The sequence below is a fragment of the Thermococcus sp. JdF3 genome (assembly GCF_012027495.1).
Taxonomy (GTDB): Archaea; Methanobacteriota_B; Thermococci; order Thermococcales; family Thermococcaceae; genus Thermococcus.
The window spans coordinates 64,799-89,742 of the sequence record NZ_SNUK01000002.1; the positions used below are offsets into that span (position 1 = coordinate 64,799).

28 protein-coding genes and 1 riboswitch are annotated in these 24,944 nt (G+C 55.6%); of the genes, 19 read left to right on the plus strand and 9 right to left on the minus strand.

All coding sequences use genetic code 11. The features are described 5' to 3' along the window. Positions 1 to 223: 223 nt before the first annotated feature. Entirely contained in the window at positions 224 to 1,027 is an 804-nt protein-coding gene (locus E3E42_RS02885; RefSeq protein WP_148883609.1) for a diadenylate cyclase, read from the minus strand. 104 nt (positions 1,028 to 1,131) lie between these two features. Between E3E42_RS02885 and E3E42_RS02890 the strand changes: the two genes are divergently transcribed. Genes E3E42_RS02890 through cyaB form a run of 3 tightly spaced genes read left to right on the plus strand, consistent with a single transcriptional unit; the run spans position 1,132 to position 2,664 of the window. Next, the gene (locus tag E3E42_RS02890; protein ID WP_167902640.1) at positions 1,132 to 1,683 is read left to right on the plus strand and encodes a UbiX family flavin prenyltransferase; all 552 of its coding nucleotides are present in this window, start codon (positions 1,132 to 1,134) and stop codon (positions 1,681 to 1,683) included. After that, on the plus strand, positions 1,661 to 2,149 hold the full coding sequence (locus tag E3E42_RS02895) for an Lrp/AsnC family transcriptional regulator (RefSeq protein WP_206205979.1): 489 nt from the start codon (positions 1,661 to 1,663) through the stop codon (positions 2,147 to 2,149). Before E3E42_RS02890 ends, E3E42_RS02895 begins: the two co-directional genes overlap by 23 nt. Beyond that, positions 2,149 to 2,664, plus strand: coding sequence for a class IV adenylate cyclase (gene cyaB / locus E3E42_RS02900; protein ID WP_167902641.1), 516 nt, complete (start codon positions 2,149 to 2,151; stop codon positions 2,662 to 2,664). The genes E3E42_RS02895 and cyaB overlap by 1 nt, the downstream gene beginning before the upstream one ends. 2 nt (positions 2,665 to 2,666) lie before the next feature. Here cyaB and E3E42_RS02905 read toward each other — a convergent pair whose 3' ends face one another. Both E3E42_RS02905 and E3E42_RS02910 read right to left on the minus strand, forming a co-directional pair. Then, positions 2,667 to 3,860 carry a redox-regulated ATPase YchF gene (locus E3E42_RS02905; RefSeq protein ID WP_167903088.1) on the minus strand — a complete coding sequence of 398 codons (1,194 nt, stop codon included), beginning with the start codon at positions 3,858 to 3,860 and terminating at the stop codon, positions 2,667 to 2,669. Positions 3,861 to 4,145: 285 nt separating this feature from the next. Beyond that, positions 4,146 to 4,853 carry an aspartate racemase gene (locus E3E42_RS02910; RefSeq protein WP_167902642.1) on the minus strand — a complete coding sequence of 236 codons (708 nt, stop codon included), beginning with the start codon at positions 4,851 to 4,853 and terminating at the stop codon, positions 4,146 to 4,148. Between the two features lie 96 nt (positions 4,854 to 4,949). On the opposite strand from E3E42_RS02910, the gene E3E42_RS02915 reads away from it, so the two are divergent. Then, positions 4,950 to 6,623 carry an oleate hydratase gene (locus E3E42_RS02915; RefSeq protein WP_167902643.1) on the plus strand — a complete coding sequence of 558 codons (1,674 nt, stop codon included), beginning with the start codon at positions 4,950 to 4,952 and terminating at the stop codon, positions 6,621 to 6,623. Positions 6,624 to 6,696: 73 nt separating this feature from the next. On the opposite strand, the gene E3E42_RS02920 is transcribed toward E3E42_RS02915, so the two are convergent. Together E3E42_RS02920 and E3E42_RS02925 are read right to left on the minus strand one after the other, a co-directional pair. Continuing rightward, positions 6,697 to 7,041 (minus strand): cupin domain-containing protein, encoded by a 345-nt coding sequence (locus E3E42_RS02920; protein ID WP_167902644.1) that lies wholly within the window; start codon positions 7,039 to 7,041, stop codon positions 6,697 to 6,699. 399 nt (positions 7,042 to 7,440) lie between these two features. Then, positions 7,441 to 7,788: a hypothetical protein gene (locus E3E42_RS02925; protein WP_167902645.1), complete on the minus strand. Its 348-nt coding sequence runs from the start codon at positions 7,786 to 7,788 to the stop codon at positions 7,441 to 7,443. Positions 7,789 to 8,119: 331 nt separating this feature from the next. Between E3E42_RS02925 and E3E42_RS02930 the strand changes: the two genes are divergently transcribed. Both E3E42_RS02930 and E3E42_RS02935 read left to right on the plus strand, forming a co-directional pair. After that, a complete protein-coding gene (locus E3E42_RS02930; RefSeq protein WP_167902646.1) occupies positions 8,120 to 9,487 on the plus strand; it encodes a TldD/PmbA family protein in 1,368 nt (455 codons plus the stop codon). 10 nt (positions 9,488 to 9,497) lie between these two features. Further along, on the plus strand, positions 9,498 to 10,823 hold the full coding sequence (locus tag E3E42_RS02935; protein WP_167902647.1) for a TldD/PmbA family protein: 1,326 nt from the start codon (positions 9,498 to 9,500) through the stop codon (positions 10,821 to 10,823). 72 nt (positions 10,824 to 10,895) lie between these two features. Here E3E42_RS02935 and pyk read toward each other — a convergent pair whose 3' ends face one another. Both pyk and E3E42_RS02945 read right to left on the minus strand, forming a co-directional pair. Beyond that, positions 10,896 to 12,332: a pyruvate kinase gene (gene pyk, locus E3E42_RS02940; RefSeq protein WP_167902648.1), complete on the minus strand. Its 1,437-nt coding sequence runs from the start codon at positions 12,330 to 12,332 to the stop codon at positions 10,896 to 10,898. A 63-nt stretch (positions 12,333 to 12,395) separates the two neighbouring features. Continuing rightward, positions 12,396 to 13,085 (minus strand): peptidase M54, encoded by a 690-nt coding sequence (locus E3E42_RS02945; RefSeq protein WP_167902649.1) that lies wholly within the window; start codon positions 13,083 to 13,085, stop codon positions 12,396 to 12,398. A gap of 93 nt (positions 13,086 to 13,178) precedes the next feature. Then, a riboswitch (Fluoride riboswitch) is annotated at positions 13,179 to 13,252 on the plus strand. A 23-nt stretch (positions 13,253 to 13,275) separates the two neighbouring features. Here E3E42_RS02945 and E3E42_RS02950 point away from each other — a divergent pair. The 4 genes from E3E42_RS02950 to E3E42_RS02965 are packed head-to-tail and all read left to right on the plus strand — an operon-like array spanning position 13,276 to position 15,571. Continuing rightward, positions 13,276 to 14,142 (plus strand): hypothetical protein, encoded by an 867-nt coding sequence (locus E3E42_RS02950; protein WP_167902650.1) that lies wholly within the window; start codon positions 13,276 to 13,278, stop codon positions 14,140 to 14,142. 9 nt (positions 14,143 to 14,151) lie between these two features. Then, positions 14,152 to 14,841 (plus strand): DUF6062 family protein, encoded by a 690-nt coding sequence (locus E3E42_RS02955; protein ID WP_167902651.1) that lies wholly within the window; start codon positions 14,152 to 14,154, stop codon positions 14,839 to 14,841. Then, positions 14,832 to 15,134 (plus strand): hypothetical protein, encoded by a 303-nt coding sequence (locus E3E42_RS02960; RefSeq protein WP_167902652.1) that lies wholly within the window; start codon positions 14,832 to 14,834, stop codon positions 15,132 to 15,134. Before E3E42_RS02955 ends, E3E42_RS02960 begins: the two co-directional genes overlap by 10 nt. Continuing rightward, positions 15,131 to 15,571: a hypothetical protein gene (locus E3E42_RS02965; protein WP_167902653.1), complete on the plus strand. Its 441-nt coding sequence runs from the start codon at positions 15,131 to 15,133 to the stop codon at positions 15,569 to 15,571. Before E3E42_RS02960 ends, E3E42_RS02965 begins: the two co-directional genes overlap by 4 nt. On the opposite strand, the gene E3E42_RS02970 is transcribed toward E3E42_RS02965, so the two are convergent. After that, complete coding sequence (locus E3E42_RS02970; protein ID WP_167903090.1) at positions 15,549 to 16,829, minus strand: sodium:proton antiporter; 1,281 nt, start codon at positions 16,827 to 16,829, stop codon at positions 15,549 to 15,551. The genes E3E42_RS02965 and E3E42_RS02970 overlap by 23 nt on opposite strands. 127 nt (positions 16,830 to 16,956) lie before the next feature. Here E3E42_RS02970 and crcB point away from each other — a divergent pair, with 127 nt between their 5' ends. From crcB to E3E42_RS03005, 7 genes are all read left to right on the plus strand, one after another. Then, on the plus strand, positions 16,957 to 17,328 hold the full coding sequence (gene crcB / locus E3E42_RS02975) for a fluoride efflux transporter CrcB (RefSeq protein ID WP_167902654.1): 372 nt from the start codon (positions 16,957 to 16,959) through the stop codon (positions 17,326 to 17,328). A 4-nt stretch (positions 17,329 to 17,332) separates the two neighbouring features. After that, entirely contained in the window at positions 17,333 to 17,710 is a 378-nt protein-coding gene (locus E3E42_RS02980; protein ID WP_167902655.1) for a DUF190 domain-containing protein, read from the plus strand. A gap of 208 nt (positions 17,711 to 17,918) precedes the next feature. Next, entirely contained in the window at positions 17,919 to 18,443 is a 525-nt protein-coding gene (locus E3E42_RS02985; RefSeq protein WP_167902656.1) for a hypothetical protein, read from the plus strand. A gap of 126 nt (positions 18,444 to 18,569) precedes the next feature. Further along, positions 18,570 to 19,787, plus strand: coding sequence for a bifunctional phosphopantothenoylcysteine decarboxylase/phosphopantothenate--cysteine ligase CoaBC (coaBC, locus tag E3E42_RS02990; protein WP_167902657.1), 1,218 nt, complete (start codon positions 18,570 to 18,572; stop codon positions 19,785 to 19,787). 58 nt (positions 19,788 to 19,845) lie between these two features. Next, positions 19,846 to 20,652 (plus strand): mechanosensitive ion channel family protein, encoded by an 807-nt coding sequence (locus E3E42_RS02995; protein ID WP_167902658.1) that lies wholly within the window; start codon positions 19,846 to 19,848, stop codon positions 20,650 to 20,652. Between the two features lie 114 nt (positions 20,653 to 20,766). Then, a complete protein-coding gene (locus tag E3E42_RS03000; RefSeq protein ID WP_167903092.1) occupies positions 20,767 to 21,447 on the plus strand; it encodes an aspartate/glutamate racemase family protein in 681 nt (226 codons plus the stop codon). Between the two features lie 39 nt (positions 21,448 to 21,486). After that, positions 21,487 to 21,777: a MazG nucleotide pyrophosphohydrolase domain-containing protein gene (locus E3E42_RS03005; protein WP_167902659.1), complete on the plus strand. Its 291-nt coding sequence runs from the start codon at positions 21,487 to 21,489 to the stop codon at positions 21,775 to 21,777. On the opposite strand, the gene E3E42_RS03010 is transcribed toward E3E42_RS03005, so the two are convergent. Further along, positions 21,738 to 21,983 (minus strand): hypothetical protein, encoded by a 246-nt coding sequence (locus E3E42_RS03010; RefSeq protein ID WP_240913608.1) that lies wholly within the window; start codon positions 21,981 to 21,983, stop codon positions 21,738 to 21,740. The two genes, E3E42_RS03005 and E3E42_RS03010, sit on opposite strands and share 40 nt — an antisense overlap. Before the next feature lie 126 nt (positions 21,984 to 22,109). On the opposite strand from E3E42_RS03010, the gene E3E42_RS03015 reads away from it, so the two are divergent. Next, positions 22,110 to 23,528, plus strand: a complete 1,419-nt coding sequence (locus E3E42_RS03015; RefSeq protein WP_167902660.1) for a TldD/PmbA family protein — start codon at positions 22,110 to 22,112, stop codon at positions 23,526 to 23,528. A gap of 10 nt (positions 23,529 to 23,538) precedes the next feature. Then, positions 23,539 to 24,861, plus strand: coding sequence for a TldD/PmbA family protein (locus tag E3E42_RS03020; protein WP_167902661.1), 1,323 nt, complete (start codon positions 23,539 to 23,541; stop codon positions 24,859 to 24,861). The last annotated feature ends 83 nt before the right edge of the window (positions 24,862 to 24,944 follow it).

A 24,944-nucleotide genomic window follows, 5' to 3' on the forward strand; every position in this document is an offset into this window, starting at 1 on the left:
ACCGGTTTGTGCACGGAAGGAGTGTATTCCAACAGCGCCCTTCCTCGGTTCAGAACTTCGAAGAAAATTCGTTACCAAGTGCTGACTAGAATGCAACAAAAAGTTACGGCCCGAAGGATGCTAAAATCGATTTCCCAAGGCCGCTGAGAGCTTTGTTTCGACAGAAAACGGCGGTTAAAGTCGAGGGGCTTGAAATGGGGTGGAAGAATGTGATGACACCCGATCAGTACCTTATCCGCGGGTTGTACTCCAGGAGCATGAGGCCGTTCTTAAATATCCTTATCGTCCCGCTCTCTGAGAGGCTTATTGCCATGGCCTTGGTGAGCTTGGTTATTCCCGCGGCCGCTATGTGCCTGCTCCCCAGGCCCGGTGGAAGCATGAGGTCTATGACCTTCGGCTCGACCTCCAGGTAGCGGCCGGCGGCCGCGATCCTGCCGTCGTCGCGGACTATAAACGCCCCGTCCAGCTGGGCGAACTCCTTGATTATCTCCTTGCTGTCTCTGTCCAGAACGTTGACCCTGTGCCCCTTGAACGGGTTCGGGATGAGCTGATGGGAGTGCCTGAGAACGCGCCTGGTGTCGCCGATGACGAATATCGTCCCAACGGGCGTTCCCTCGCGGCCTTCCACGCTCAGTTCTATGGTTATCTCAAGCAGCCGCTGGAGCACGCTCTGATTCTGGGCAAAAAATCCTCTCATGGCGGATATGTTCTTTTTGACGGTCTTTATCCCTATCATCTCCCGGGTGACGTAGACGAAGGACTCGCCCTCTCCAAGGATGTCGTGTTCTATCAGAAACGCGGATATGAGGTTCAGGATGTTGTTCAGGTCGAGATTCTGGGGTATCGAGACCCGCTTGACCATCTCCTCCTCAACGTCGAAGGAGGAACCTACTATAACTATGGTAACGCCTGCGTCTCGAAGCCTCTCGGGGTCGATATCCTCCAGAATGACGAGGGCCTTGCCCCCCAGCTCCCTCACAATCCCTATCGCACTGTTTATTAAAACTTCAGGAATCTCCCTCCCCATGCTCACCAACCGTCTTGGATATTCGTGGGGACATAAAAACTTACCGCCCCAAAGCGTCCAGAAAACGTTAAAACGGGCGGCACGTAGTTTCGTTGGTGTGATGGATGAAGGTGGTAGTCGCGATAACAGGGGCCAGTGGCGCGGTCTATGGGCTCAGGCTCATCGATGTGCTGAGGGAAACGGGACACGAGGTCATCACCGTGGCCTCAAGGATGGGCCTCGCGGTACTCCGGCACGAGACTGGCGAGGATTTCAAACCGGATTACCTTGAAAGCGACCTCTTCGCCCCTATAGCGTCCGGCTCACATCCCTTCGACGCCATGGTGATAGCCCCTTGCTCTATGAAGACCCTTTCGGCAATCGCGAACGGCTACGCCGACAATTTGATCGTCAGGGCGGCGGATGTGGCGCTAAAAGAGAGGCGAAAGCTTGTCCTGCTCGTTAGGGAGACACCGCTGAGCTTGGTGCATCTACAAAATATGGTGAGGGTTACCCAAGCTGGAGCGGTGGTGATGCCAGCATCCCCAGGATTTTACACAAAACCCAAAACTTTGGACGATATAACAAACTTTATAATAGGAAAAATCCTAGATGTCCTTGGGATTGATAATCAAATCTACCCTAGGTGGGGGAATGAGAATGGTTCAGCTGGATGACCTCGATAGAGCGATACTCCGTCTGCTCAAAGAGGACGCGAGGCTTACGATATCAGAAATAGCAGAGAGGCTAAATCGCCCGGAATCCACCATACATTTCAGAATAAAGAAACTCCAGGAGAGGAGTTTTATTGAAAAATATACCATAGTGCTCGGTGAGCAGTTGCGGCCCAAAACCCTTGCTATTGTCTACGTTCAGGCCGAGACTCCCATTATTGAGGATTTCCTGGAAAGGTACATTCAGTACCTTATGAAAACCCTGTCCCTGCTTCCCAACGTGCTCGCTGTTGCACGGAGCGATAAGGACGGTGTTGTGGCTATAATCGGCGGTGAGAACGGGGAGCAGATTAACAAATTCGTGGAGGAGACCATACAGGTCATGCCCACACTGAAAAGGGTGGAAGTGTTCCCTGTGAATGAATTCGTCAAGGGGGATAGCTTAGCGGGATTCCTGGTGAGCGTCTAATGGAGATCGAGGTAAAGTTTCGCATCGACTTCAATCAGGCCAGGGCTGCTATAGAATCCCTCGGTGCGGACTTCGTGCAGGAGGAGCTCCAGGAGGATCTCTATTTCTCCCTTCCTCCACATGAGCTTCTTCGGGTTCGGAGACTCTCGAACCTTGGGAGGTCTTTCTTAACCTACAAGCGCATAGCCGACCCCGGGCGAAACGAGGAGTTCGACGAGATCGAAGTGGAGGTTTCGGACTTCGACGGGACCGTCGAGATCCTGAAGCGCCTCGGGTTCAGGGAGGATATTTGGATCAGGAAACGCCGCCTCGTTTACCGGCTGGATGGCGTTACCTTCGAGCTGAACGAGGTAGCTGGGCTGGGGGACTTCCTGGACATCGAGGTCATCTCGGACAACGTGGAAGAAGCCAAGCGCAGGATATGGGAAATCGCCGGAAGGCTCGGCCTCACAGAGGATGACGTTGAGCCGAGGCTCTACCAAGAACTCATCCGCGAGAAAATGGGAAGAAGGTAAGGTTAGCGGGCGGTGGCAACTATCTTGATGATGTCATTGAACTCCAGCTCGTAGTCTTCTCCAACGCGCCTGTGGGTTCTCGCGTTCACCGCGTAGAGGAAGGTCTTCCCGAGGTCGGTGTGAACCTTGTATGCCAGGGCCCTGGGGGTTGAACCCTTCGGAAGCAGGTGGACGTGGGGCAGGACGTTTCCGAACCCGTCGGTGAGCTTGTGCTCGTCCTCCACAGGGTAGACGGGGATGAGCTTCAGGAGCTCAAACGTTGCCCGGTTTATTACCTCCTGGACTCCAGTGGAGCCGAAGCGGTCGAGGACCTTCTCCTTTATGAGCATGAGCGCCTTCTCCTGCTTTCCACTCATCGGCTTAAGGATTTTGAAGTCGCTCGAACCGGGGACGTAGTCGATGAATCCCGCCTTTGCCGCCTTTCTCAGCGTCAGCTCCGCCGCCGCACTCGTCGGGACGACTATATACCCCCTGCTCTTCCCCTTCGTTATCAGGCGCTCTATCTGAGCGTCGGCCGCCGCGTCCGCCTTGTTGGCGGCAATTATTATCGGCTTGTTTATCTTCCTCAGCTCGCGGACGAAGGCCAGCAGGTCTTCATCGCTCCACTTGGTTGGGTCGTTGTCCAGGCCGAGCTTGTGGATGGCCTCGAAGGCATCCTCCTCACTCACACCTATTCCCGTCAGCTGGTCCGCTATTGCCTGGGCGAGCTTTAGGTGCTGGAGCTTTATCCTCTTCGCGAACTTCTCCCAGTTCTTGTGGAGGATGCCGTAGATCCAGTAGTCTATCTCCCTCTCAAGAAACTCTATGTCCTCCACGGGGTCGTGGTGGTCGGTCGGCTGGCCCTCGGCGTCGGTCTTTCCGGTAACATCGACGACGTGGATTAAAGCCGAGGCCATTCTGAGGTCATCGAGGAACTTGTTGCCCAGTCCGCGCCCCTCGTGAGCCCCGGGAACCAGTCCGGCAACGTCAATCATCTTTATCGGGATAAGCGCCTTCCCATCACGGTACTCGTAGTTCTGGGGGTTTGGCTGGCAGCCGAGCTCTTTGCAGGGGTGATCCGTTATCGCGTAGGTGACCCCAACGTTCGCGTCTATCGTAGTGAACGGATAATTGGCAATGTCAACGTCAACGAGAGTAGCCGCTGAGAAAAAGGTCGACTTTCCAACGTTTGGCTTTCCAACGACACCTATCTCCATACTCACCACCGGGCTAACTTCGCGGGAGGGTTTTAAGGGGTTTCGGCCGAAAACTATAACTCCCCCTTTCCCTAATTCCTCCAGTGAAACCCATGCGAATACACGTCCTTGTCGAGGACTATTCTGGCTACGAAAGCCTATCTTGCACCGCACGGGGTGAGTTTCCTTGTGGAAAAGGGTGGAAAGAGAATCCTCTTCGACACCGGCCAGAGCGCCGGGTTGAGGCTGGTATAGCCTTTCTGAAGATCTGCCGCGGGCGCTTCCACAAGCTCCACTCCGGAATGGTCATCGAGCTCGGAGTTCCTCCAGGCCGAGGGCAAGCCTCACGGCCCTCTCCGCTATCACGTCGAGCGGATCGATGAGCGGGACGCTGAGGTCTTCGGGCTTCAGGGCAACGCTGACCTCCGTGCAGCCGGCTATTATCCCGTCGACCCTGCGCTCGAGCCTTCTGGCCACGTCCAGGAGGAGCTTCCTCCCCAGCTCAACGTTCCCGGCCTTGACACCCTCGTAGATTCCCCTCATAACGAGCTCCTGGTCCTTCCTGCCCGGAACGGCAATCTCCACCCCGTGAGATAACAGCGCCCTGTGGTAGACGAGCCCCTTTATCGTGCCGTCCGTCGCGAGGAGACCGACCTTCCTGAGGCCCATCCTCTTGACCGCTTCCGCCGTCTCTTCAACCATGCTTACGAGGGGGATGTTTATCGCCCTCTGAATTGTCTCGGCGAAGAAGTGGGCGGTGTTGCAGGGCATTATGATGAAGTCCGCGCCCCAGCTTTCGAGCTTTCGCGCGCTGTCTGTGAGCTCGGGCCTCGGGTCCTCCCCCTTCCCCAGTATGAAGGCCGTCCTGTCCGGTATCTTCGGGTTGTTGTAGATGATTATCCTCGGGTGCTCCTGGTCGCGCTTTGCAGGGGTCTTCTCGACTATCCGCCTGAAGAGCTCGACCGTTGCGAGCGGCCCCATGCCCCCGAGGATACCTATGACGCGCTCGGTCATCGGTTCATCCCACCGAACATTGGAGGGAAATCTTTTTAAGGTTCCCATTATGATTGAAATCATCATGTCTAAATACGACATGTCTGGGTGAGGAATATGTTGAACTACAAACGTGTAACCCCCAGGAAGATACCGGACATAAGGGAGAGAAAAGCATACCTGGTCGGAGGAGGAATAGCCTCTCTAGCTGCGGCGGTTTTCCTTATCAGGGACGCCAGAATGCCTGGGGAGAACATCTACATCATCGAGAAGACCCCGCTCAACGGCGGCTGCCTCGACGGTTCTGGAGACCCCGAGAATGGCTACCTGCTCAGGGGTGGCAGGATGTTCGAGGAGCACTATGAAGCGACATGGGACCTTCTCGGGAGCATACCCTCCCTCGACGATCCTGAGAAGACCATCCTCGACGAGGTCGTCGAATTCAACAGAGAATACGTTGGCTCTTCCAAGTGCCGTCTCGTTGGGACACCCGGTAAGAAGGTTGATTTCAGCAAATATGAACTAAGTTTCAGACATCTTAACGAGATGAACGAGCTTATCCTGACCCCAGAGGAGAAGCTGGCCGGCATAACAATAGAGCAGTGGTTCTCGGAGGACTTTTTCAAGACCAACTTCTGGTACTTCTGGGCCACGATGTTCGCCTTCCAGCCCTGGCACAGTGTGGCCGAGATGAGGCGCTACATGCTCCGCTTCATGCACCTCGTTCCCGGCCTCAACAGGATAGAGGGCGTCAAGAGAACCCCCTATAACCAGTACGACTCGATAATCCTGCCGATACAGAAGTGGCTCCAGGAGCGTGGCGTTAATTTCCTCATGGGAACCAAAGTGGTGGATGTCGAAATAGAGGAGAGGGAGGGCAAGAAATACGTGACAAAGCTCTACACCAAGGGGCAGAAGGGCGATGGCGTGATAGAAGTTGGCGAGAAAGACCTCGTCTTCATAACCCTCGGCTCGATGGTGGACAACTCCACCTACGGCGACCTCGATCACCCACCGGTTCTCAACAGGGGAGAGGGTGACAGCTGGGCGCTCTGGAAGAGGCTCGTGGAGAAGGACCCGTCCCTAGGAAACCCAGAGGTCTTTGCGGGCAACATAGACAGAACCAAGTGGGAGTCCTTCACAATAACCTTCAAAGGCGACAGGTTCCTCAGAATGCTGGAGGAGTTCACCGGCAACAGGACCGGAACAGGCGGCCTCGTCACCTTCAAGGACTCCTCCTGGCTGATGTCCATCGTGGCTTTCAGACAGCCTCACTTCAGGAATCAGCCCGATGACGTCACCGTCCTCTGGGGCTACGGTCTCTTCGTCGATAAGGAAGGCGACTACATCAAGAAGCCGATGAGTCAGGCGACCGGCAGGGAGATATTCCTAGAGCTGCTCTACCATCTCGGCTGGCTCGATAAGAAGGACGAGCTTATGGAGGACGTCATAAACGTCCGCACTGCCATGATGCCGTACATCACCGCCCACTTCATGCCGAGGAAGCCGGGTGATAGGCCACCCGTCATTCCAGAGAACTACGCCAACCTGGCATTGATGGGCCAGTATGTGGAGGTGCCCGGTGAGTGTGTCTTTACCGTTGAGTACTCAGTCAAGTCCGCAATGATGGGCGTTTATGGCCTCCTAGAGCTCGGCAGAGAAGTTCCGCCGGCATACACTCCCTATCAGAAAGTTCCGGTTCTTCTGAAGGCCGTTGAGACGCTTGTCGACGACGACAAAAAGGAGCTGTTCAAGCACTCCATGATGCTCTACCTGGCCGGAAAGCTCTGAGGGGCTTCCACTTTTTCTTATCCGCTTATTGTGCTCTAAAGACAGAGAATACCCGCAAAAATGGAGGAGGAGTTTATTCCTCCAGCCACGCCGAGTCGTCGCCCCTGTAGTTCAGCTTCACCACGAAGAGCCTGAAGGGTTCGTCGCTCTCATTGATGACCCAGTGGACCGTTTTGGGTTTGACGAGAAAGATGTCGCCGGGCCTCGCGAGGTATTCAGTCTCGCCGATGCCGAGCCTTGCCTCGCCGCTCATGATGTAGAACAGCTCGTACTGGTGGAGGTGGTAGTGCTTTTTGACGGTCTGCTTTGGCTTGACCTCGACTATCTGGGCGTAGCTTCCCTCAGGGAGCTCTCCTTCGAAGAGGGGGAGCTTCCGATAGGTGCCCCTGTCTATGAGGTTCTTGATTTCGGCCTTCATGTGGGAAAATCCACAACGAAAAATAAAAAGATTGCCGGTTCATGCCCGGCTGTCTTCACCGTGCAAACGGACAAAGGCCAGAGTCATCACGAGGTCGATGGCCAGCAGGGCCGTAAGAACGACGATGGCCGTTCCCATCTTCCCGTAGAGGGCCACAACTAAGGACGCAGCCAAGTAGCCGGAGAGTCTTTTGAAAAATGACGTAAGGGAAGTGGAATAGTTCCTTCTGTACGCTTCTAGGGGCCAGGGGTTATTGACCCGCATTTATAACCCTCCTCTCCGTCACATGGTCCATTACGGCAGAAACCCACACATGCCAGCCCCCTGCTGTAGTTTCTTGAGGAACTCTTCCAAGGAGCCAGACCAACCACCCCGAATTCCGGGATACCAAAGATACCGTCAGGTTTTCACCGGGCTCCCAACATTCTCGCCCCTGATTACGAGGACTATGACAACGATAGCCCCTCCAATCCCTGCCATCAGAAAACTCCCCCACGCTGGAAATGCCAGCGCCTTTGCAATACCCCCGAGCAGAAACTCCCATGCGGTTGCAACAAGGAGCCCGCATAGGAGGGAGTGCTTTCTTTCGATAACCCTCACCAGCACCACGGGGACGAGGTACAGGAATGCCACGGTTATGAAAGCTCCTGCGAGCGCCCCCGCGGGGGAGTAAACTTCCCTCAAATAAAGGAAATGACCAAGGAGGAAAAGGAAGGAGATTAACGCGTGAAATCTAATTCCCTCCATGCTTCCACCCCCAATTACGAACCCATTACGAGTGGACCACGCTCGTGCCTGTTTCAAAACAGCACTACGCAACGCACAGATGAGAGGCAACCGTTCCATACCTCCTCACTGATCACCAACGAGTTCAGGTATATTCCTGCATTAAGTTGTTTTCACTCATCATATATAACACTTTCGTTAGGAACAAACGTCTACAGCCGATGTTGTTTGACTTCTGTTCTATAACCAGGTAATAACCCATATCGGGTTTCGACCTCCATCGAAAGGCTCAAAAGGCTTTTATATGGGGCCCTCGATACCACTGATTGAACAAACATCTACGGTGGTGACCATGGAGGCACTTGAAAGGGCCCTTAAGTGGGCTGAGGAGAACCTGAAAGCCGAGTACATCGAGCTCCGCTACGAGGACCTGAGGAAAACCACGCTCGGCCTCAAGGACGGTGTTTTTACCAGCTTTACGGGGAAGCTGAACAGGGGTGTTGCCATCAGGGTTCTGGCCGATGGAGCGTGGGGGTTTGCCTCAACCAGCGACCTCTCGAACCTCGAGAGGAAAATTGAGGAAGCCTACAAGCTCGCCAAAGCTGCCGCCGAGACCAAGAGGGAAAAGATAGAGCTGGCCGAGATAAAGCCGGTCGAGGACTTCGTGAAGAGCAAAATGAAGGTCAAGCCAGGGGAAGTTGACATAGAGGAGAAGGTTGCCCACCTGAGGGAGCTGGAGAGGCTCCTCAAGGAGGACGAGGCCGTTAAGAGCGTCCATGTCCGCTACGAGGACGGCGGCGGGCAAAAAATCCTCCTCACCAGCGAGGGAACGCGCATAGAGTGGGACTACAACTACCTCTACCAGGGAACCTACGTCACCGGAAAGGCGGACGGAAAGCTGGCCATGGCCAGGGACAGCATAGGCGCCGTGGACTACGGCTGGGAGCTCATGACCGACGTTGAGCCAAACGAAAAGGTTACCGAGAGGCTCCTCAGGAAGATGCACAGCCAGCTGAAGGGCATTGCCCCGAAGCGCGGCGAGTTCCCCATCGTTGCGGGGCCAATCGTCGTTGGAATCATCGCCCACGAGGCACTCGGTCACCTCGCGGAGGCCGACTTAACCGTAAACTCACCCTTCAAGGATCTCATCGGAAAGCAGATTGCTCCTGAATACGTCACGATGAGCGAGCGCTACGTTGAGGGTGGCTTCGGAAACGACAGGTACGACGATGAGGGCGTCCCGGTGAGGGACATACGCATCATCGAGAACGGCATTCTCAAGGAGATAATGCTCAACCGCGAGTACGCTGCAAAGTGGGGCATGGAGCCGAACGGTCACGCGAGGGCCGAGAGCTACCGCTATGCGCCGATAATCAGGATGAGGAACACGATTTTCGAGCCCGGAGACCACAGCTTCGAGGAGCTCATCGAGGACATCAAGTTCGGCTACTACGTCGTTGACTTCCGCGGCGGTCAGGCCCAGCTCAACAGCGCCTTCCAGGTTGGCGTCCAGGAGGGCTACGTCATCAGGAACGGTGAAATCGCCGAGTCGATAAGGGACACCTCGATTACCGGAGTTGCCATCGAGGCCCTGAAGAAGATTTCAGCCGTCGGCAGGGACTTCGGTCTTGAGGTCGGCTTCTGCGGAAAGGGACAGACGGCCTTTGTAAGCTCAGGTGGACCGCACATGCGCTTTGACGGAGGAATCCTCATCGGGTGAGGTGGTGAAGATGGAAGAACTCATAAGGTACGGCGAGAAGTTTTTCGACGAGCTTGAGATTGCCGTTTACCGCTCCAAGGATGTGACCGCCAACGTCGAGCTCAACGAGATTTCGATGGCCTCCACTAGGAGCGGGGCGGTTACGATACTCCGCGGAATAAAGGACAAGCGCCTCGGACTGGCCATAATCGACAGTGACGAGCCGGCCAGGATAAGGGAGGCCATAGAGCAGGCGGCGAAGATGGCGAAGCTGAACAGCAGGGACGAGAAGTGGGTCTCCCTGCCCGAGCCCGGCAAATACCGGGAGAAGCCGAAGCCCAACTACGAGCTGAAGGATGCCTCCCCGGATCAGCTCGTTGAGATGCTCGTCCGCGGCATAAAACTCGCCCGTGAGAAGGACGAGAACGTCATCGTGGCGGGCGGAGAGGGCGGCGTTTCGTGGGAGGAGCGCCACATCGTCAACTCCCACGGAATAGACGTCTTCCAGGAGGGCGGAGCGGCCTTCTTCTTCATCGAACTCGTCGGAAGGAAGGGCGACGTTGTAACTCCCGGAATCTTCGACTTCGATGCCAGGAGGGACCTCAACCTGGACGTTGACGGGGTCGTCGAGAGGGCGGTTCAGAAGGTCAGGTGGGCGTACAGCGTCACGGCTAGCAGGAACGAGGAGGTTCCGATAATACTCGGCCCCTGGGCAATGGCGGGGCTCTTCAGCTACGCACTTTTCCCGGCCTTCAGCGGTGAGCGCCTGGTTAAGGAGACGACACCTCTGGCAGAAAAGGTCGGGGAGACGATAGCCAGCGACGTGCTCACGATATACGACGACCCGTTCCATCCGCTCGCCATCGAGCCAGCCATAGCGGACGGTGAGGGCATCCCGACGAGGAAGAACGTCCTCATCGAGAACGGAACCTTCAAGGGCTTTGTCTGGGACAACTATTGGGCAAAGGTCCACGGCACCGAGAGCACCGGAAACGGCAAGCGCGACCTGAACAGCGGGGGAATAAACATCGGGTTCCACAGCATGGTCATCGAGAACGGAAAGCGCTCGCTGGAGGATATGATATCCGAAATCGAGCACGGCTACTTCGTCGACGGCTTCCAGGGCGCCCACTCAAGCAACCCCGACAACGGAAACTTCGCCGTCACCGCCAACCCGGCGTTCCTCATCGAGGACGGAGAGGTCAGGGGGGCGAGCGTCTTCCTCGTTGCGGGCAACATCTACGAGCTGCTGAAGCAGGCGAGTGAAGTTTCGAAGGAGCAGACGGTAATGCCCTTCATGACGACCATCATAACGCCCTTCGTGAAGTTTGAGAACGTGAAGATAGCGGGGAAGTGACGGAATCCTCTTTCTTTTTTCTCCCGAAAGCTTGCCCCTCAGGACTGGAGAGCAGACTAAAAGAAGGAAAAGCTAAACGGAGAATATTCTTATCGTGTTAGTCCCCACGGTCTTTCCTATCGGGGTTCCCTTCGTTAGCAGAATCGTGTCGTTCTCCTTGACGAGACCGAGACCGCGTATCAGGCGTAGTATCTCCTCCTCGCTGGTCTCCTCCACGACGAATGGATAGACGCCGTAGGAGAACATCAGCGTGTTGCCAACCCATTCGTCCTGCACGAAGGCGAGGACCCACTGCTTCGGCTTGAAGCGCGAGATGAGCCTCGCGGTCTCGCCCGTCCTCGTCGGGGTGAGGATGTGCTTGATGTCCATCGAGTTAAGAGCCTCAATGATGCTCCTCGCTATCGTGTCCTTTATGGTGCCTTTCCTGGGCATCCTGCCCTTCCACTCGCTCATCTTCCACTCCACTATGCGCGCGGACCAGAGGGAATCCCTGTACGCCTCGATAGTCTTGGCTATCCTGGCCATCATCCTCACGGCATCGACGGGATATCTGCCGACCGCCGTTTCCTCCGAGAGCATCACCGCGTCCGTACCGTCAAGGATGGCGTTGGCGACGTCGGTGACTTCGGCCCTCGTGGGGAGCTTCTCCTCGGTCATGCTCTCGAGCATCTGCGTCGCGGTAATGGCGGGCTTGCCGGCGACGTTGGCTTTGTGGATGAGCTTTTTCTGAAGGATGGGAAGCTTCTCTATGGGCATCTCAACCCCGAGGTCGCCGCGCGCTATCATTATGCCATCGGCGGCGCGGAGGATCTCATCGAAGTTCCTGACGGCGTCTGGCCGCTCTATCTTTGCAATGATAAACATCCTGCCGCCTTTTTCCTCAACAAAGCGCCTCACCTTCAGAATGTCATACGCCGAGCCGACGAAGCTTATGCCTATTGCATCGACGCCGTGTTCAATGGCGAACTCTATGAACCGGAGGTCACTCTCGGTCACCGCGTCTATTGCAATCCTTGCCTTCGGAACGTTTATGCCCTTGTGGGAAAAGAGGGTTCCCCCAACCAGGACTTTACAGACCACGTCGGTATCGTGGACTTCCTCCACGCGGAGGGCGATAAAACCGTCGCTCAGGTAGATGACGTCTCCCCTGGAAACCATCTTCGGAAAGTCCTTGAACTGGACCGGAATAAGGCCTTCGTTGCCGACCACATCCCTGGTGGTGAGCGTTACCGTCTGCCACCTTCTGAGGGTCACTGAACCGCCAGCAATCTCGCCAACGCGGATTTTTACCCCCGGAAGATCGCCAAGAATCGCCACGGGGCGGTTCAGCCTTCGAGCCGCCTTCCTCACCAGCTCAATGGTGCGGGCGTGCTGCTCCAGGTCTCCGTGGGCAAAGTTTATACGCGCCACACCCATTCCTGCCTTTATCATTGCCTCGATCGTTTCGCTCTTGAGGGACGCGGGTCCGATGGTGGCCACAATCTTCGTCTTATGAGCGGGAAGCCTCATGTTCTCTCACCCAACTATGTAGTTTTTCACGGCTCCTAATAACCTTTTGCCAAAGTCAGTGATCTATCTGTTCTCAAGGGTGAAGCCGGACCACTCGACGGCCCGCTTAAGGCTGATAAAACAGGAGTCGCAGTAACCGATCGTGATGGAGTCCCACTCGTCCATACTGGACGGAGAGTTCATGACGCAGTTGTTGGGACAGTGCTCAAGGCCAAAGCTGTGGCCAATCTCGTGAAGGATACCCTTGAGAAGGCGGGTTTTAAAGATTTCCAGCCCCGCCCACAGACGGGTTTTCTCCCCTTCATCGGAACCTCCAAATAGCCGTGAGAGTTCAGGGGGTTCAAAGGGATTCATGGATAGAACCATTACCCTGAGCTCGCCGTGGGTTTTGTGGATTCCCATGAACTTCTCGAAGAAGTCCAGGTATGGGTTGCGAGAAACGAGGGGAAACGTGGTTAGGGCAAATATTTTGTTCATCCTGATGTCCGACCTGCCCTCTATTTCGTTGAGCAGCCGGGCGTGGAGAACCTCCGTAAGAACCTCGAGGGGATAGGCGCGGATTTTCCCTTCGGGGGTGTATATGTCTATCAGATAACCCGGCTCGAGCTTGAGCTTTCCAACGTAGAGAAACCTCAGGGGAAGACTGTTCTCCTCAAAGAATCTGTTAGCCCCGTCGAATACGTCAAAGACAACTTCTTTTATCAGGCCATCACTTATGAAGTTGCCGACGTATGTGAAGGCTATGAACTCCATTATTTCATCACAGAAAAAGGCTCTCCCCAGACTTATTAAGCTTTTAGGTGATTAGCCGGTTGCACCACAAAAGTTTTTAATCACCCTCTGGAGGGTCTTACGGGCGATGGCGTCCGCCCGGGCTTCGAGCCGAACCGCCCGAGAGGGCTGATGACGCCTGTTCTCCGTCAAAACTTCAGGAGGCGGTGGAATGGGCTCGAAGCTTTATGAAATTGGACGATTCATTAACGCTGATTCGCTCATCAGGTACATAGAGGAAAGACGCCATGAGGACGGTGGCTACTGCTTCGTCAGCGTTCTGGACGATACCAACGTCAATGACACGTACTATGCCATCAAAATTTACGACCTCCTCGGCCTTGAGATTCCCGAGAAAGAAAGGACGGTGGAGTTCCTGGAAAGGGCAATACAGCCCCAGACCGCTGTGGTGGCGATAGCAATGGCCTTTGAAGGGCTGGCCATGTTGGGGGCGGAGGACGTTGCGATGGAGCACATTGACATCGTTTTTACCAAGTACAACCCGCTGGAAGGCAAATTTGCCGTCGGTCTCGGCGGAAGTGAGGAGTTCGGAACGGCAACACCGCTGGAGGCAACCTACTGGGTGGTCAAGGCGTTTAAAGCCATAGGGTACGAGTTCAGCGCCGATGAGAGGGACGCCATAAGAACCTTCGTCATGAGGTTCAGAAACGGCAACGGGTACGGCGTTAAGGGGCCAACGACGACGATGACCTACCAGGCAATCCACACACTCCGGGCCCTCGGCTACAGGCCACCCAAGAGTCCTCACTTCAGGAACTGCGAGTTCTGCGGTGACTGGGGCGGTTTCACCGAGGTCCCCTACAGCCTGCCCCCGTACCTGGAGCCGACCTTCTACGCGGCCAGGGGGCTGGAACTTCAGGGTGAAACCCCAGGCTGCCCGAGGAGGCACATCTGGTTCATACGCCAGCTGCAGAATCCCAACGGCGGCTTCAGACGCTCTCTGGAACTGGGCATTTCGAACTTCCAGAACACGTACCGGGCCCTGGCCGTGCTGGATTTCATGAAGCGCTACCTCTGAGTGGTGTGAATGGACCTCATTGGCATGTATCTCCGAGATGCGATGGGAGACGGCTGTCCCGTCTGTAGAATACTCCGCAAATACGAGGAGTCTGAGATAGAGACGATCCTCTACGAACACGTGAACGATCCGGGGGTGCGGGAGAAGTTCAGGGAGAGCCTAGGCCTCTGCACCCATCACGCATGGAAGACCCTCAGGGAGGCCTACTCCGACCCCCTCCTCGGGCCGCTGGGAGTGGCCATCATCTACCTGAGCATTCTCTCCGAGTACGTGGCATCGCTGGAAAGGGGCCGTATCCCCGAGGAGGGGGAATGCTTCCTCTGCCGGCTGGTGGAGGAGAAAGAGACCAGCACTGTGGAAGCTTTTGCGGAGAGGATTGAGGAGCTTCTCCCGGAGTACCGGAACTCCGAATCCATACTGTGCAGGAGACACTATGAGATGCTGGTGTCAACCCTCCAACGGACGAACCCCCAGGCGGCCAGGAGGCTTGAAAGCCTCCAGCTGGAAAAGCTACGGGTTCTGGAGAGGCGCCTCGGGTCATTCATAGATAAATTCGACTACCGTGCCAGGGAGAAACCCACGAAAGAGGAGATATCATCACTGCCCCTTGCGATAGAAGCTCTGAAGGGTCTCGAAACTGGAGTAACGGTTAGAAAGAGGGGGAAAGGAAAAGGTCGGAGGGGCTTTCCGTGGAGATAGAGGTCACGGACGACGAGCTAAAGGAGATAAGGAAGAACCGGGGGGAGATAGAGGCCAGGTTTCGGGACCTGGAGGGCCTTGAGAGAACCCTGAGGGTTCTAAAGCTACGTTTTCTCATCGAGCAGAGGGAAAGGATCAAGAGGAGGCTCATCGAGATGAAGGCAAACTACGAAGAGCTGATCGAGTTTGAAGAAATGGCCAAGCTGGACAAGAGGTTCCTGATGGCGTTTCGGAAGGAGCTCAGTGAGGAAAATAGACAGCTCAGGGCAGGGCTGGAGGGCAGAAGAGGATGAAACTCACGGTGCGTGGGAGGGGCTGGCGAAGGGTAACGTTCAGGATTCCGGACGAAATTATGGAGCGAATCAAGGAGCTCTGTGAACGCTATGGATTCCGGGTTGAAGAGGCGATCAGGATAGTGCTTATTCACGGCTACCTGGAGGACGACCCCAACGCCAACGAGGAAACGTTTGAAAGGCTCAAAGAGGAAATATCCCGGCTTGAAAAAGAACTCTACGAACTGGAGGGCAAATGGTCCCCTCTGAAGTTCCGCTCATACTACATCGCACTGGACAACCAGAACCTTGCGATACAGCTCTCAGCCATGATTGCCGAGAACAGGAGACTCCGTGAGCGGCTGGGACTTCCGGAGAGGGACTACGGTGAGGTCGAAAAGAAGATACACTACTACCTCAACTTTGGGGAAAAGACTAACCCAGCAGTTTCTCCCTGAGGGGAGAAACCCACGCGGATTCCAGCAACATTGAGAGCAGAACCGTCATCAGCCCGGCGCTCAGTATCAGCTCCCCCCACTCAACAAGCTCATGGCTGCCGTAGACCCTCCCGAGGACGACGGGCAGTATGGCCATGCTCGCGGCAACGGCACCCTTCGGGCCCTCCAGGGATACGAAGAGGTACCTCCTGAGGCCGGTGAAGGGCAGGATGACGAGGGAAGCCAGCGGCCTGGCGACGAAGATGACGAAGAGGGCCACGAGGAGCGATACCACTATCGTTTTCCACTCCAGGCCGGTGAGGTCGAGGCTTGCACCGAGGAGCACGAAGATGAATATGACCGAGAATGTCGAGAGGACGTCGTTGAACTCCATGTTCCTCTCCACCGCATCGTCCACCCTGCTGTTTTCCTTCCTGAAGAACTCGCGGTGGTTTCCAAGGATGAGACCTATGACGGTAACGACGAGGAAGCCCGATGCCCCCAGGAACTCCCCGACAACGTAGCCCCCGAAGGCCATCGCCAGACCGAGTATCTGGGTGTAGGGGCTTCTGTAGAGGCCAAGCCTCGCTATGGCCTGGTACGCCATGTAGGCTATGGCCGCTCCAATGGCCGCCGAGACGAATATCTGGTAAAGGAAGTAGGCCACGGCCGCCCAGTACAGCCCCGCACCCTCCAGAACGGGCCCGATGGGAGCGTAGCCCGGAACCTCTGGAACAACCAGGAAGAGCGCCACCATCGTGAGGATTATCGCAAGGGGGCCGTTGAATATCGACTCGGAGATTATTATCGTCTCGACGTCCTCGGGAACCTCGTGCTCCCTGAAGAGGGGTATAAGGGTCGCGGGGTCCGTTCCAGAGACGATGGCCCCGAAGAGAAAGCCGACCGAGAGGGGGACGTGGAAAGCCCAGGAAAAGAACCAGCCGGCGAGGAGTGCAGTCCCAAGAAGGCCGGCCGTATCGAGGAGTGTTATGACGAGCTTGTGCCGCCTGAGAACGTGGAGCTTGAGGTCAAACCCTGCCGCGAAGAGAACCAGAAAGAGACCGAAGGCGCGGACGTAGTAGAAGAGCACCCTGGCGGTGTGAGGGAGAATGAGACTGAGGACGGGCCCCACAAGAACGCCGAGGAGGACGAGAAGGGGAGTGTAGGGAAACTTCGTCTTCCTGCTGATGAGCATCGCCAGTATGCCCGAGAGAAGAACTACCAGTGAAGCGAGGGCGATGGTCTCTATTCCAAATTCAAAGCTCGGAATCCCCGGCATGTTTGCCACACTCCTACAGCGGCGGGGAATTATTTAAGGGTATTGCAACCCAGGGGCCCAAAATCTTAAGTAGGGGTTGCGGGATGCATGCTGGAGACGGGAGAAAGGCAGAGGAGAGGGTGATATCGTGAACTTCAGAATAGTAACCGCGATAATGCTGGGCGGCGCCCTCGGTGCGCTGGCAAGGTTCTACATTTCGGGAATCCTGCCGGTTTACAGGGAGTTTCCCGTCGGAACGCTCATGGTCAACAGCATAGCCAGCCTGATCCTTGGTTACCTCTACGGCCTGCTCTTCTGGGGCATAGACGTCCCCGCCGACTGGAGGGCGTTCTTCGGAACGGGCTTCTGCGGTGCTCTGAGTACGTTTTCCACCTTCTCCTACGAGACGTTCTCGCTCCTCCGTGAGAGGGAGTACCTTATAGCGGGCCTCAACATCGCGGCAAACGTTATAATAACCATCACTCTAGTATTCGCGGGCTTTCTGCTGGCCCGGAGGTGATTGAATGGTCGAAGTCGAGCACTGGAACACCCTCCGCCTTCGCATCTACATAGGCGAGAACGACCGCTTTGAGGGAAAGCCACTCTACAAGGCGATAGTGGAGAAGCTCCGCGGGATGGGTATCGCGGGGGCAACCGTTTACCGCGGCATCTACGGCTTTGGTAAGAAGAGCCGCGTTCACTCCGCGGACGTTATGAGGCTCTCAACCGACCTGCCCATCGTAATCGAGGTCGTTGACAGGGGGTACAAGATCGAGAAGGCCATAAACGAGGTAAAGCCCATGATAAGGGATGGTATGATAACGGTTGAGCCCACCATAGTCTTGTGGGTGGGGACGTCTGAGGAAGTGAGGAGGTTCGAGGAGGATGCTGTCAGTCATTAACTATGTCCCAGTATTGCATTCTTATTGGGTGCCTCAATTTTTTGGACTGTGAACTTCAAAACTCCGCGGTGGCGGAGTGGGTTCAGTATAACATTGCAGTCCTGCCCTGACCACCACTGCCCCGGGAAGGATATCCAATAACTTAATAAATGATTAAAGTACTAACTTCTGAACAGAACCCTACGTTAAAGTCAATGGGGGTTCGGGTATGCTCTCGCTCGAATTTGAGGTTCCAGTAGAACTCCTTAATACTATCATGGACACAATACTTGAAAGTGAGGTTTCGTTGAAGTGGGTGTATTATAGTGAGGAAAGAAACAGTGTGGTGGTGCGACTATCCGTTCCGAGGGAGGAGTTATGTGAGTACCTCCTCAGGTTAACCGTCGCCCTCCCAACCTCCCTGGAAGTAAGCGTGGTTGAGGCAAAAGAGGGACACACGTACATCCACGAGGCGTTTCTGATTAACGTTGAAGTGATGTCCAGAACGTATCCTGTGGTGATACTCTTTGAGTATACCCGCGGCAAATTTTACCCGAGCGACATAACAATAGGAATTAAACCCAATGCCCCCCGGGAGCTCATAGACGCGGTGTCCCATCTAACAATCGGACGGGTGAGGATAGGAGACGCCAAAGTAGTCAAGAGGATCGTGACCAAAAACGCGGTTTTCATCATGCTGAGGAGGGATGTAAACAACGATACCGTTCGACGGTACTGGATGACTGCCGTTTAACCCCGCCGGGCGGGACGCCTCCTTCTGTGGGAGGGGTGGTTCACTCCTGTGAATCTCGCTGGGTTTAGCGGATCCTCCAGTAATGTTTTAACCCCCAAGCCCCTTAATTATTTTGGAGGTGTTTCCATGCTTCACCACGTTAAGCTTATCCATGCCACGAAAAGCAGAAAGCTCGTCGGAAAGAAAATCGTTCTCGCGATTCCAGGGAGTATAGCGGCCGTCGAGTGCGTTAAGCTTGCGAGGGAGCTGATACGGCACGGCGCTGAGGTTCACGCGGTCATGAGTGAGAACGCGACCAAAATAGTTCACCCCTACGCGATGGAGTTCGCCACCGGCAATCCAGTCGTTACCGAAATCACCGGCTTCATAGAGCACGTTGAACTCGCGGGAGACCACGAGAACAAGGCCGACCTGATCCTCGTCTGTCCTGCAACCGCCAACACCATCGGCAAAATCGCCTGCGGCATAGACGACACGCCCGTTACAACCGTTGTAACCACCGCTTTTGCTCACACGCCGATAATGATAGCCCCAGCGATGCACTCCAGCATGTACGAGCACCCGATAGTTGTGGAGAACATCGAGAAGCTCAAGAGGCTTGGCGTCGAGTTCATAGGGCCCCGCTTCGAGGAGGGCAAGGCGAAAGTGGCCACAACGGACGAGATAGTCTACCGCGTCATCAGAAAGCTCCACCCCAAGAGTCTCGAGGGGAAGCGCGTTCTGGTCACGGCGGGAGCGACGAGGGAGTACATAGACCCGATCCGCTACATAACCAACGCGAGTTCCGGAAAGATGGGCGTGGCCATAGCTGAAGAGGCCGACTTCAGGGGGGCGGAGGTAACGCTGATAAGGACAAAGGGGAGCGTCCCCAGCTTCGTGGAAAACCAGATCGAGGTGGAAACGGTAGAGGAGATGCTCCGGGCGATAGAGCGTGAGCTGAAAGCAAAGAAATATGACATCGTCGTCCTGGCGGCGGCTGTCAGCGACTTCAGGGTCAAAGATAAGGCGGAGACCAAGATAAAGAGTGGCAAAGAGCTAACCCTTGAACTCGAGCCGACGCCGAAGATAATAGACCGCGTCAAGGAGCTTCAGCCGGACGTTTTCCTCGTTGGCTTCAAGGCCGAGACGGGCCTCAGCGAGGATGAGCTCATCAGCGCCGCAAGGAAGCAGATTGACAGGGCCGGGAGCGATCTGGTCGTGGCCAACACCCTCAAAGCCTTCGGGAGCGACGAGAACGAGGTTCTGCTAATTACCCGCAATGCTGTAAAGAAGCTCCCCCGGATGGGCAAGAGGGAGCTGGCAGAAAAGCTCTGGGACGAAATAGCTTCTATTCTTCACCGATGAATGAAAAACCTTTTTTGCCCTCTTAACCAATTTCCCTAAAACCATTCGAGGTGATGGTATGGTTGCCTTCGATGAGCCCCTACCGTACATAGGGGTGACACCGTTCCAGCTGGTGTCGGCGCTGATAATACTCGTCGTCGGCTATCTGGTGGCAAAAATACTGGTATCCCTCTTCAAGAAAAGTATGAAAAAAACCAAGCTCCCGCCGCTCGTCGTCGAGTTCCTCGGCAGGTTCCTGGCCATACTGCTCTACGTGGTCGTCATAATAGTGGCCCTTGGGGCCGTTGGCATCTCCGTTTCCCCGCTGATACTCGGCCTTTCGGCAGTCATAGGCCTTATTCTGGGCTTCGGCCTGCAGGATACCCTCACCAACCTCGCAGCGGGCGTGTGGATAGCGGCCCTCAGGCCGATAGACCTCGGTGAGGTCGTCGAGGTTTCGGGCCAGGTTGGGAAGGTCAGCGGAATCGGCCTGATGAGCACCGAGCTGATGACCCCGGACAACAGGGTCATAACCATACCCAACAAGCTGGTCTGGGGAAGCATAATAGTGAACTACACGAGGATGCCGACGAGGAGGGTCGATGTGGACATAGGCGTTGCCTACGGCACGGATCTCGACAGGGCAATAAAGCTCGCGATGGACCTGATGAAGGGCCACCCCAAGGTCCTCGACGACCCTGAGCCGAGCGTCGTGATAACCGCCCTCGCGGACTCATCGATAAACCTCCAGCTGAGGGCCTGGGCGAAGACGGACGACTACTGGGACGTCAAGGGAGACCTCACCAAGGGTATCTACGAACTCTACACGAAGGAGGGCATCGAAATTCCGTTCCCGCAGCTCGACGTCCACCTGAGGAACGAATGATTTTCGAACTCCGGACGAATTTTCTACCCTTTGTAAAACCTCGCCCCCTTTAACCTTTAGTTTTAAACCAAAAGGTTCATATTCTTCCCGGCGCTATGTTCTCCGGTGATTCTCATGAAGAAAATAGGGATAATAGGCGGAACCAGCCCGGAGGCGACGTGTTATTACTACAAAAAATACCTGGAGATAAGCAGGGAGAAGTTCGAGCCCTACGTCTTTCCCGAGCTCATAATCTACTCGATAAACTTCAAGGAGTTCATTCACAACCCGAACGGCTGGGAGGGGAGGAAGGAGATACTCATCAAGGCTGCCAAGGCCCTTGAGAGGGCGGGGGCGGAGATAATATCGCTCTCGGCCAACACTCCCCACATAGTCTTTCCGGACGTTCAGAAAGCAATCAACGTCCCGATGGTGAGCATAATAGATGCGCTCATCGAAGAAATGAAGAGGAGGGGCGTTAGAAGGGTCCTCCTCCTCGGAACGAAGACGACAATGACGGCCGACTTCTACAAGAACGCCCTCCGCGAGGCCGGTTTCGAGGTCACCACGCCGAGCGAGGGGGAGATGGACGAGCTGAACAGGATAATCACGGAGGAGCTGATGTTCGAGGACTTCAGGAGCAGGTACTGGGTGATTGACCTCATCAACCGCTACATAGAAAAGGAAGGCATCGAAGGCGTCATCCTCGGCTGCACCGAGCTCCCGCTGATAGTGAAACCGGGTGATGTAAAGGCTGAGGTCTTCGACACCGTCGAGATCCACATGAGGAAGCTCATCGAAGTGGCGAGCGAGTGATTTTTAAGCCCTTTTCTTCCCCTTTTCTCAGGTGAGAACATGGAGATCCGCGAGTTTCAGGAGATGATTAAGGAAATTTACTTCCACAAGGACTCGAAGAGGGGAGTGGAGAGAACATTCCTCTGGTTCGTTGAGGAGGTCGGCGAGCTGAGCGAGGCGATAAGGAAAAACGACCGCGAGGCTATGGAGGAGGAATTCGCCGACGTTCTGGCCTGGCTCGCGAGCCTGGCAACCCTGCTCGGCGTTGATTTGGAAGAGGCGGCCAAGAAGAAGTATCCGGGTGTCTGCCCCTACTGCGGAAAAAAGCCGTGCGAGTGCGAGGAGAAGTAACGCTCAGAGGCCGAGCTCTTTCTTTGCCTCTTCCCAGGTATTCCCTTTTCCAGGGTCTCCCTGGAGAGATTTTCAAGCTCCTCAAGCTCTTCATCGCGGAGCTCTTCTATTTTCAGCTTGAGGAGCTCCTCCTCTATCTCGTCCAGTTTTCTGCGCATGAGCTGAATGTCCCGAAGTATCAGGGAAATGTTTACACTCTCACCCATAATCCCACCGGACTTATCTAAGCCCCCACAAACTTAAACCTTACGTGCTTTTCGACCGCCATCTTAACGGAAAGACTTTTATACTTCCGGACGCACTATTCTATGCAGTAAACCGAGGTGATGTGCATGGATGTTTTAGAGTTCGCGGTTGAGAAGGCCCTCGAACTCGGCGCTTCCTACGCGGAGGCGAGGTTCGAGGAGAAGAACGGCACCTCCCTGGCAATGAAGAACGGCAACCCCGAAGGCCTTCAAGTACTCGCGGACAGGGGGATCGGCGTAAGGGTTCTCGTGGATGGAGGAATGGGCTTTGCCAGTACAAACGTCCTCACGAGGGAGAGCGTGAGCGAAGCAGTCAGGAAGGCCGTCAAGCTGGCCAGGGCGGCATCAAAGGTGAGAAACGAGCCAATAAGGTTCAGCGATGAGGACTTCCACCGCGTTTCCTACAAGGTCAAGATGAAGAAGGACTTCCGCGACGTTTCGCCGGAGGAGAAGCTCGAGCTTCTGAAGAAAATCGAGGAGGAAGTCAAAGCCACCGGCGTGAACGTGCCCATGCGCTACCTCATGTATTCTGACCAGCTCTGGAAAAAGGAGATACTGACCAGCGAAGGGGCCCACGTGAAGAGCAAAATCCCGCGCGTTTCGGTGACCTACAACCTCGTCGTCTTCGAGAACGGCCAGATGGAGCAGGCCCCCTTCGTCCAGAGGGCATTCTCTGGCGGTCTGGAGATCATCGAGAGGGACGAGCCCTGGAAGTGGGCGGTGAAGGACGTTCAGGCCCTCAAGAAGCTGATTTATGAAGGTCAGAAGGCACCCGAAGGTAAGGTTGACCTGGTCATAAGCCCAGAAGTGGCGGGCATAGCCGTCCACGAGAGCGTTGGGCACCCCTACGAGGCCGACAGGATATTCGGAAGGGAAGCCGCCCAGGCGGGAGAGAGCTTCGTCAAGCCCGACATGCTCGGCGAGAGGATTGGAAGCGAGGTCGTCACGGTCATAGACGACCCGACGATACCGAACAGCTGGGGCTTCTACCTCTACGACGACGAGGGTGTCAAAGCCCGTCCAAGGTACCTCATCAGGGAGGGAATCATCACCGAGTTCCTCACCAACAGAGAATATGCCCACAAGCTCGGCCAGCGCTCCAACGCCTCCGCGAGGGCGATAAACTACAACCGCGAGCCGATTGTGAGGATGGCCAACACCTACCTCGCGCCCGGTGATTACTCCTTCGAGGAGCTGATCGAGGACGTCAAGCTCGGCGTTTACATGGTGTCCTTCAACGAGTGGAACATCGACGATAGAAGATACCAGCAGAGGTACATCGGAAGGGAGGCCTACCTAATCGAGAACGGCGAGATCAAGCACCCGGTCAAGAGGCCAATCCTTGAGATAACCACAAGGGCCCTGTGGAGCAGCGTCGATGCCGTTGGAAAGGATGTCGAGATGTTCCCGGGAACCTGTGGAAAGGGTGAACCGGGACAGGGTGTCCCCGTCTGGATGGGTGGAGCGCACGCGAGGCTCAGGGATATACCGCTGAGGAGGCCGTGAGGTGGTGGAGATGTTCGACGTTAATGAGTTCATCCTTAAAAAGGCCAAAGAGCTGGGCTTCGGCGACGTCGTAGTTCTGGGTTATGAGACCAACCGCAGACAGGTTCGCTTCGCCAACAACGAGATAACCGTCGCCAAGAACTGGCACGAGAGGAAGGTGGAGCTGTTCGTTGAGCTTGAGAAGCGCGTTGCCGGAACGAGCATCACCGAGCTGAGCGATGATAACATAGAGAGAACCTTGAAAACGCTCCTGAGCAACATGAAGGGCATGGCCCCCAAGGAGGACTACTACGGCATCGCCGAGGGGCCCTTCGAGTACAGGGACATTCCGGAGACCTTCGATAGGGCCATAGTTGAGCTCGACGAGCCGAACGAGTACGTCGAGAGGGCCATAAACGCCGCCCTTGAGGAGGGAGCTAAGAGGGTGGCGGGCGTTCTCTACACCGACCACAACAAGCTCTACTTAACCACGAGTAACGGAGTGGAAGCCTTCGACGAGGGAACGGGGATAGAGATAAGCGTTCGCGCCTTCATCGGAGACCTTGAGAGCGGCCACGGAACAAACTCGGTTCGCGTTCTCAAGAAGTTCGACCCCGAGAGCGCCGGAAGGAAGGCCGGTGAGATAGCTCGCCTCGCTCAGAACCCGGAGCAGGGACCGGAGGGAAGGTTCGACGTCATTTTTGATCCATTGGCCTTTGCAAACCTGCTGAGCTACATGAGCTTCATGACCTCAGCCTACGCCGCGGAGGCGGGCTTCTCCTTCCTGGTGAGTAAGCTCGGCCAGAGGGTCGCGAGCGAAATAGTCACCATTAAAGACGTCGGAAACATGCCCAACGGCTACGGAACCAGGAAGTTCGATGACGAAGGAGTGCCTACGAGGGAAACGACCATCATCGAGGGAGGAGCCTTCAAGACGTTCCTGCTCAACACGAGCATGGCCAGGAAGTACGGAACGGAAACAACCGCGAACGCCGGCCTGATAATGCCCCACGCGTGGAACATCGTCCTTGAGCCGGGCGACTACACCAGAGAGGAGCTCTTCAGTGAGGTCAAAAAGGGCATATACATCACCAACGTCTGGTACACCCGCTTCCAGAACTACGTGACCGGTGACTTTTCCACGATACCGCGTGACGGCATCTTCCTCGTCGAGAATGGCGAACTGAAGCCCATAAGGAACATCCGCGTCAGCGACAACTTCCAGAGGATCCTTGAGGGCATCAAGGCCCTCGGAAAGGAGAGCCACCACATCCACTGGTGGGAAGTTGACACGCCGGTTTCGACGCCCTACGTCCTCGTGGAAGACGTCGGCATAACGAGGGCGACGAAGTGAGCTGGTGCCCCCAAAGGGGGTACCAACCCATTTTTTTGAATATGCGTTCCAAAGGGACAAGTTTTTATACTTTGAGGTCCCAC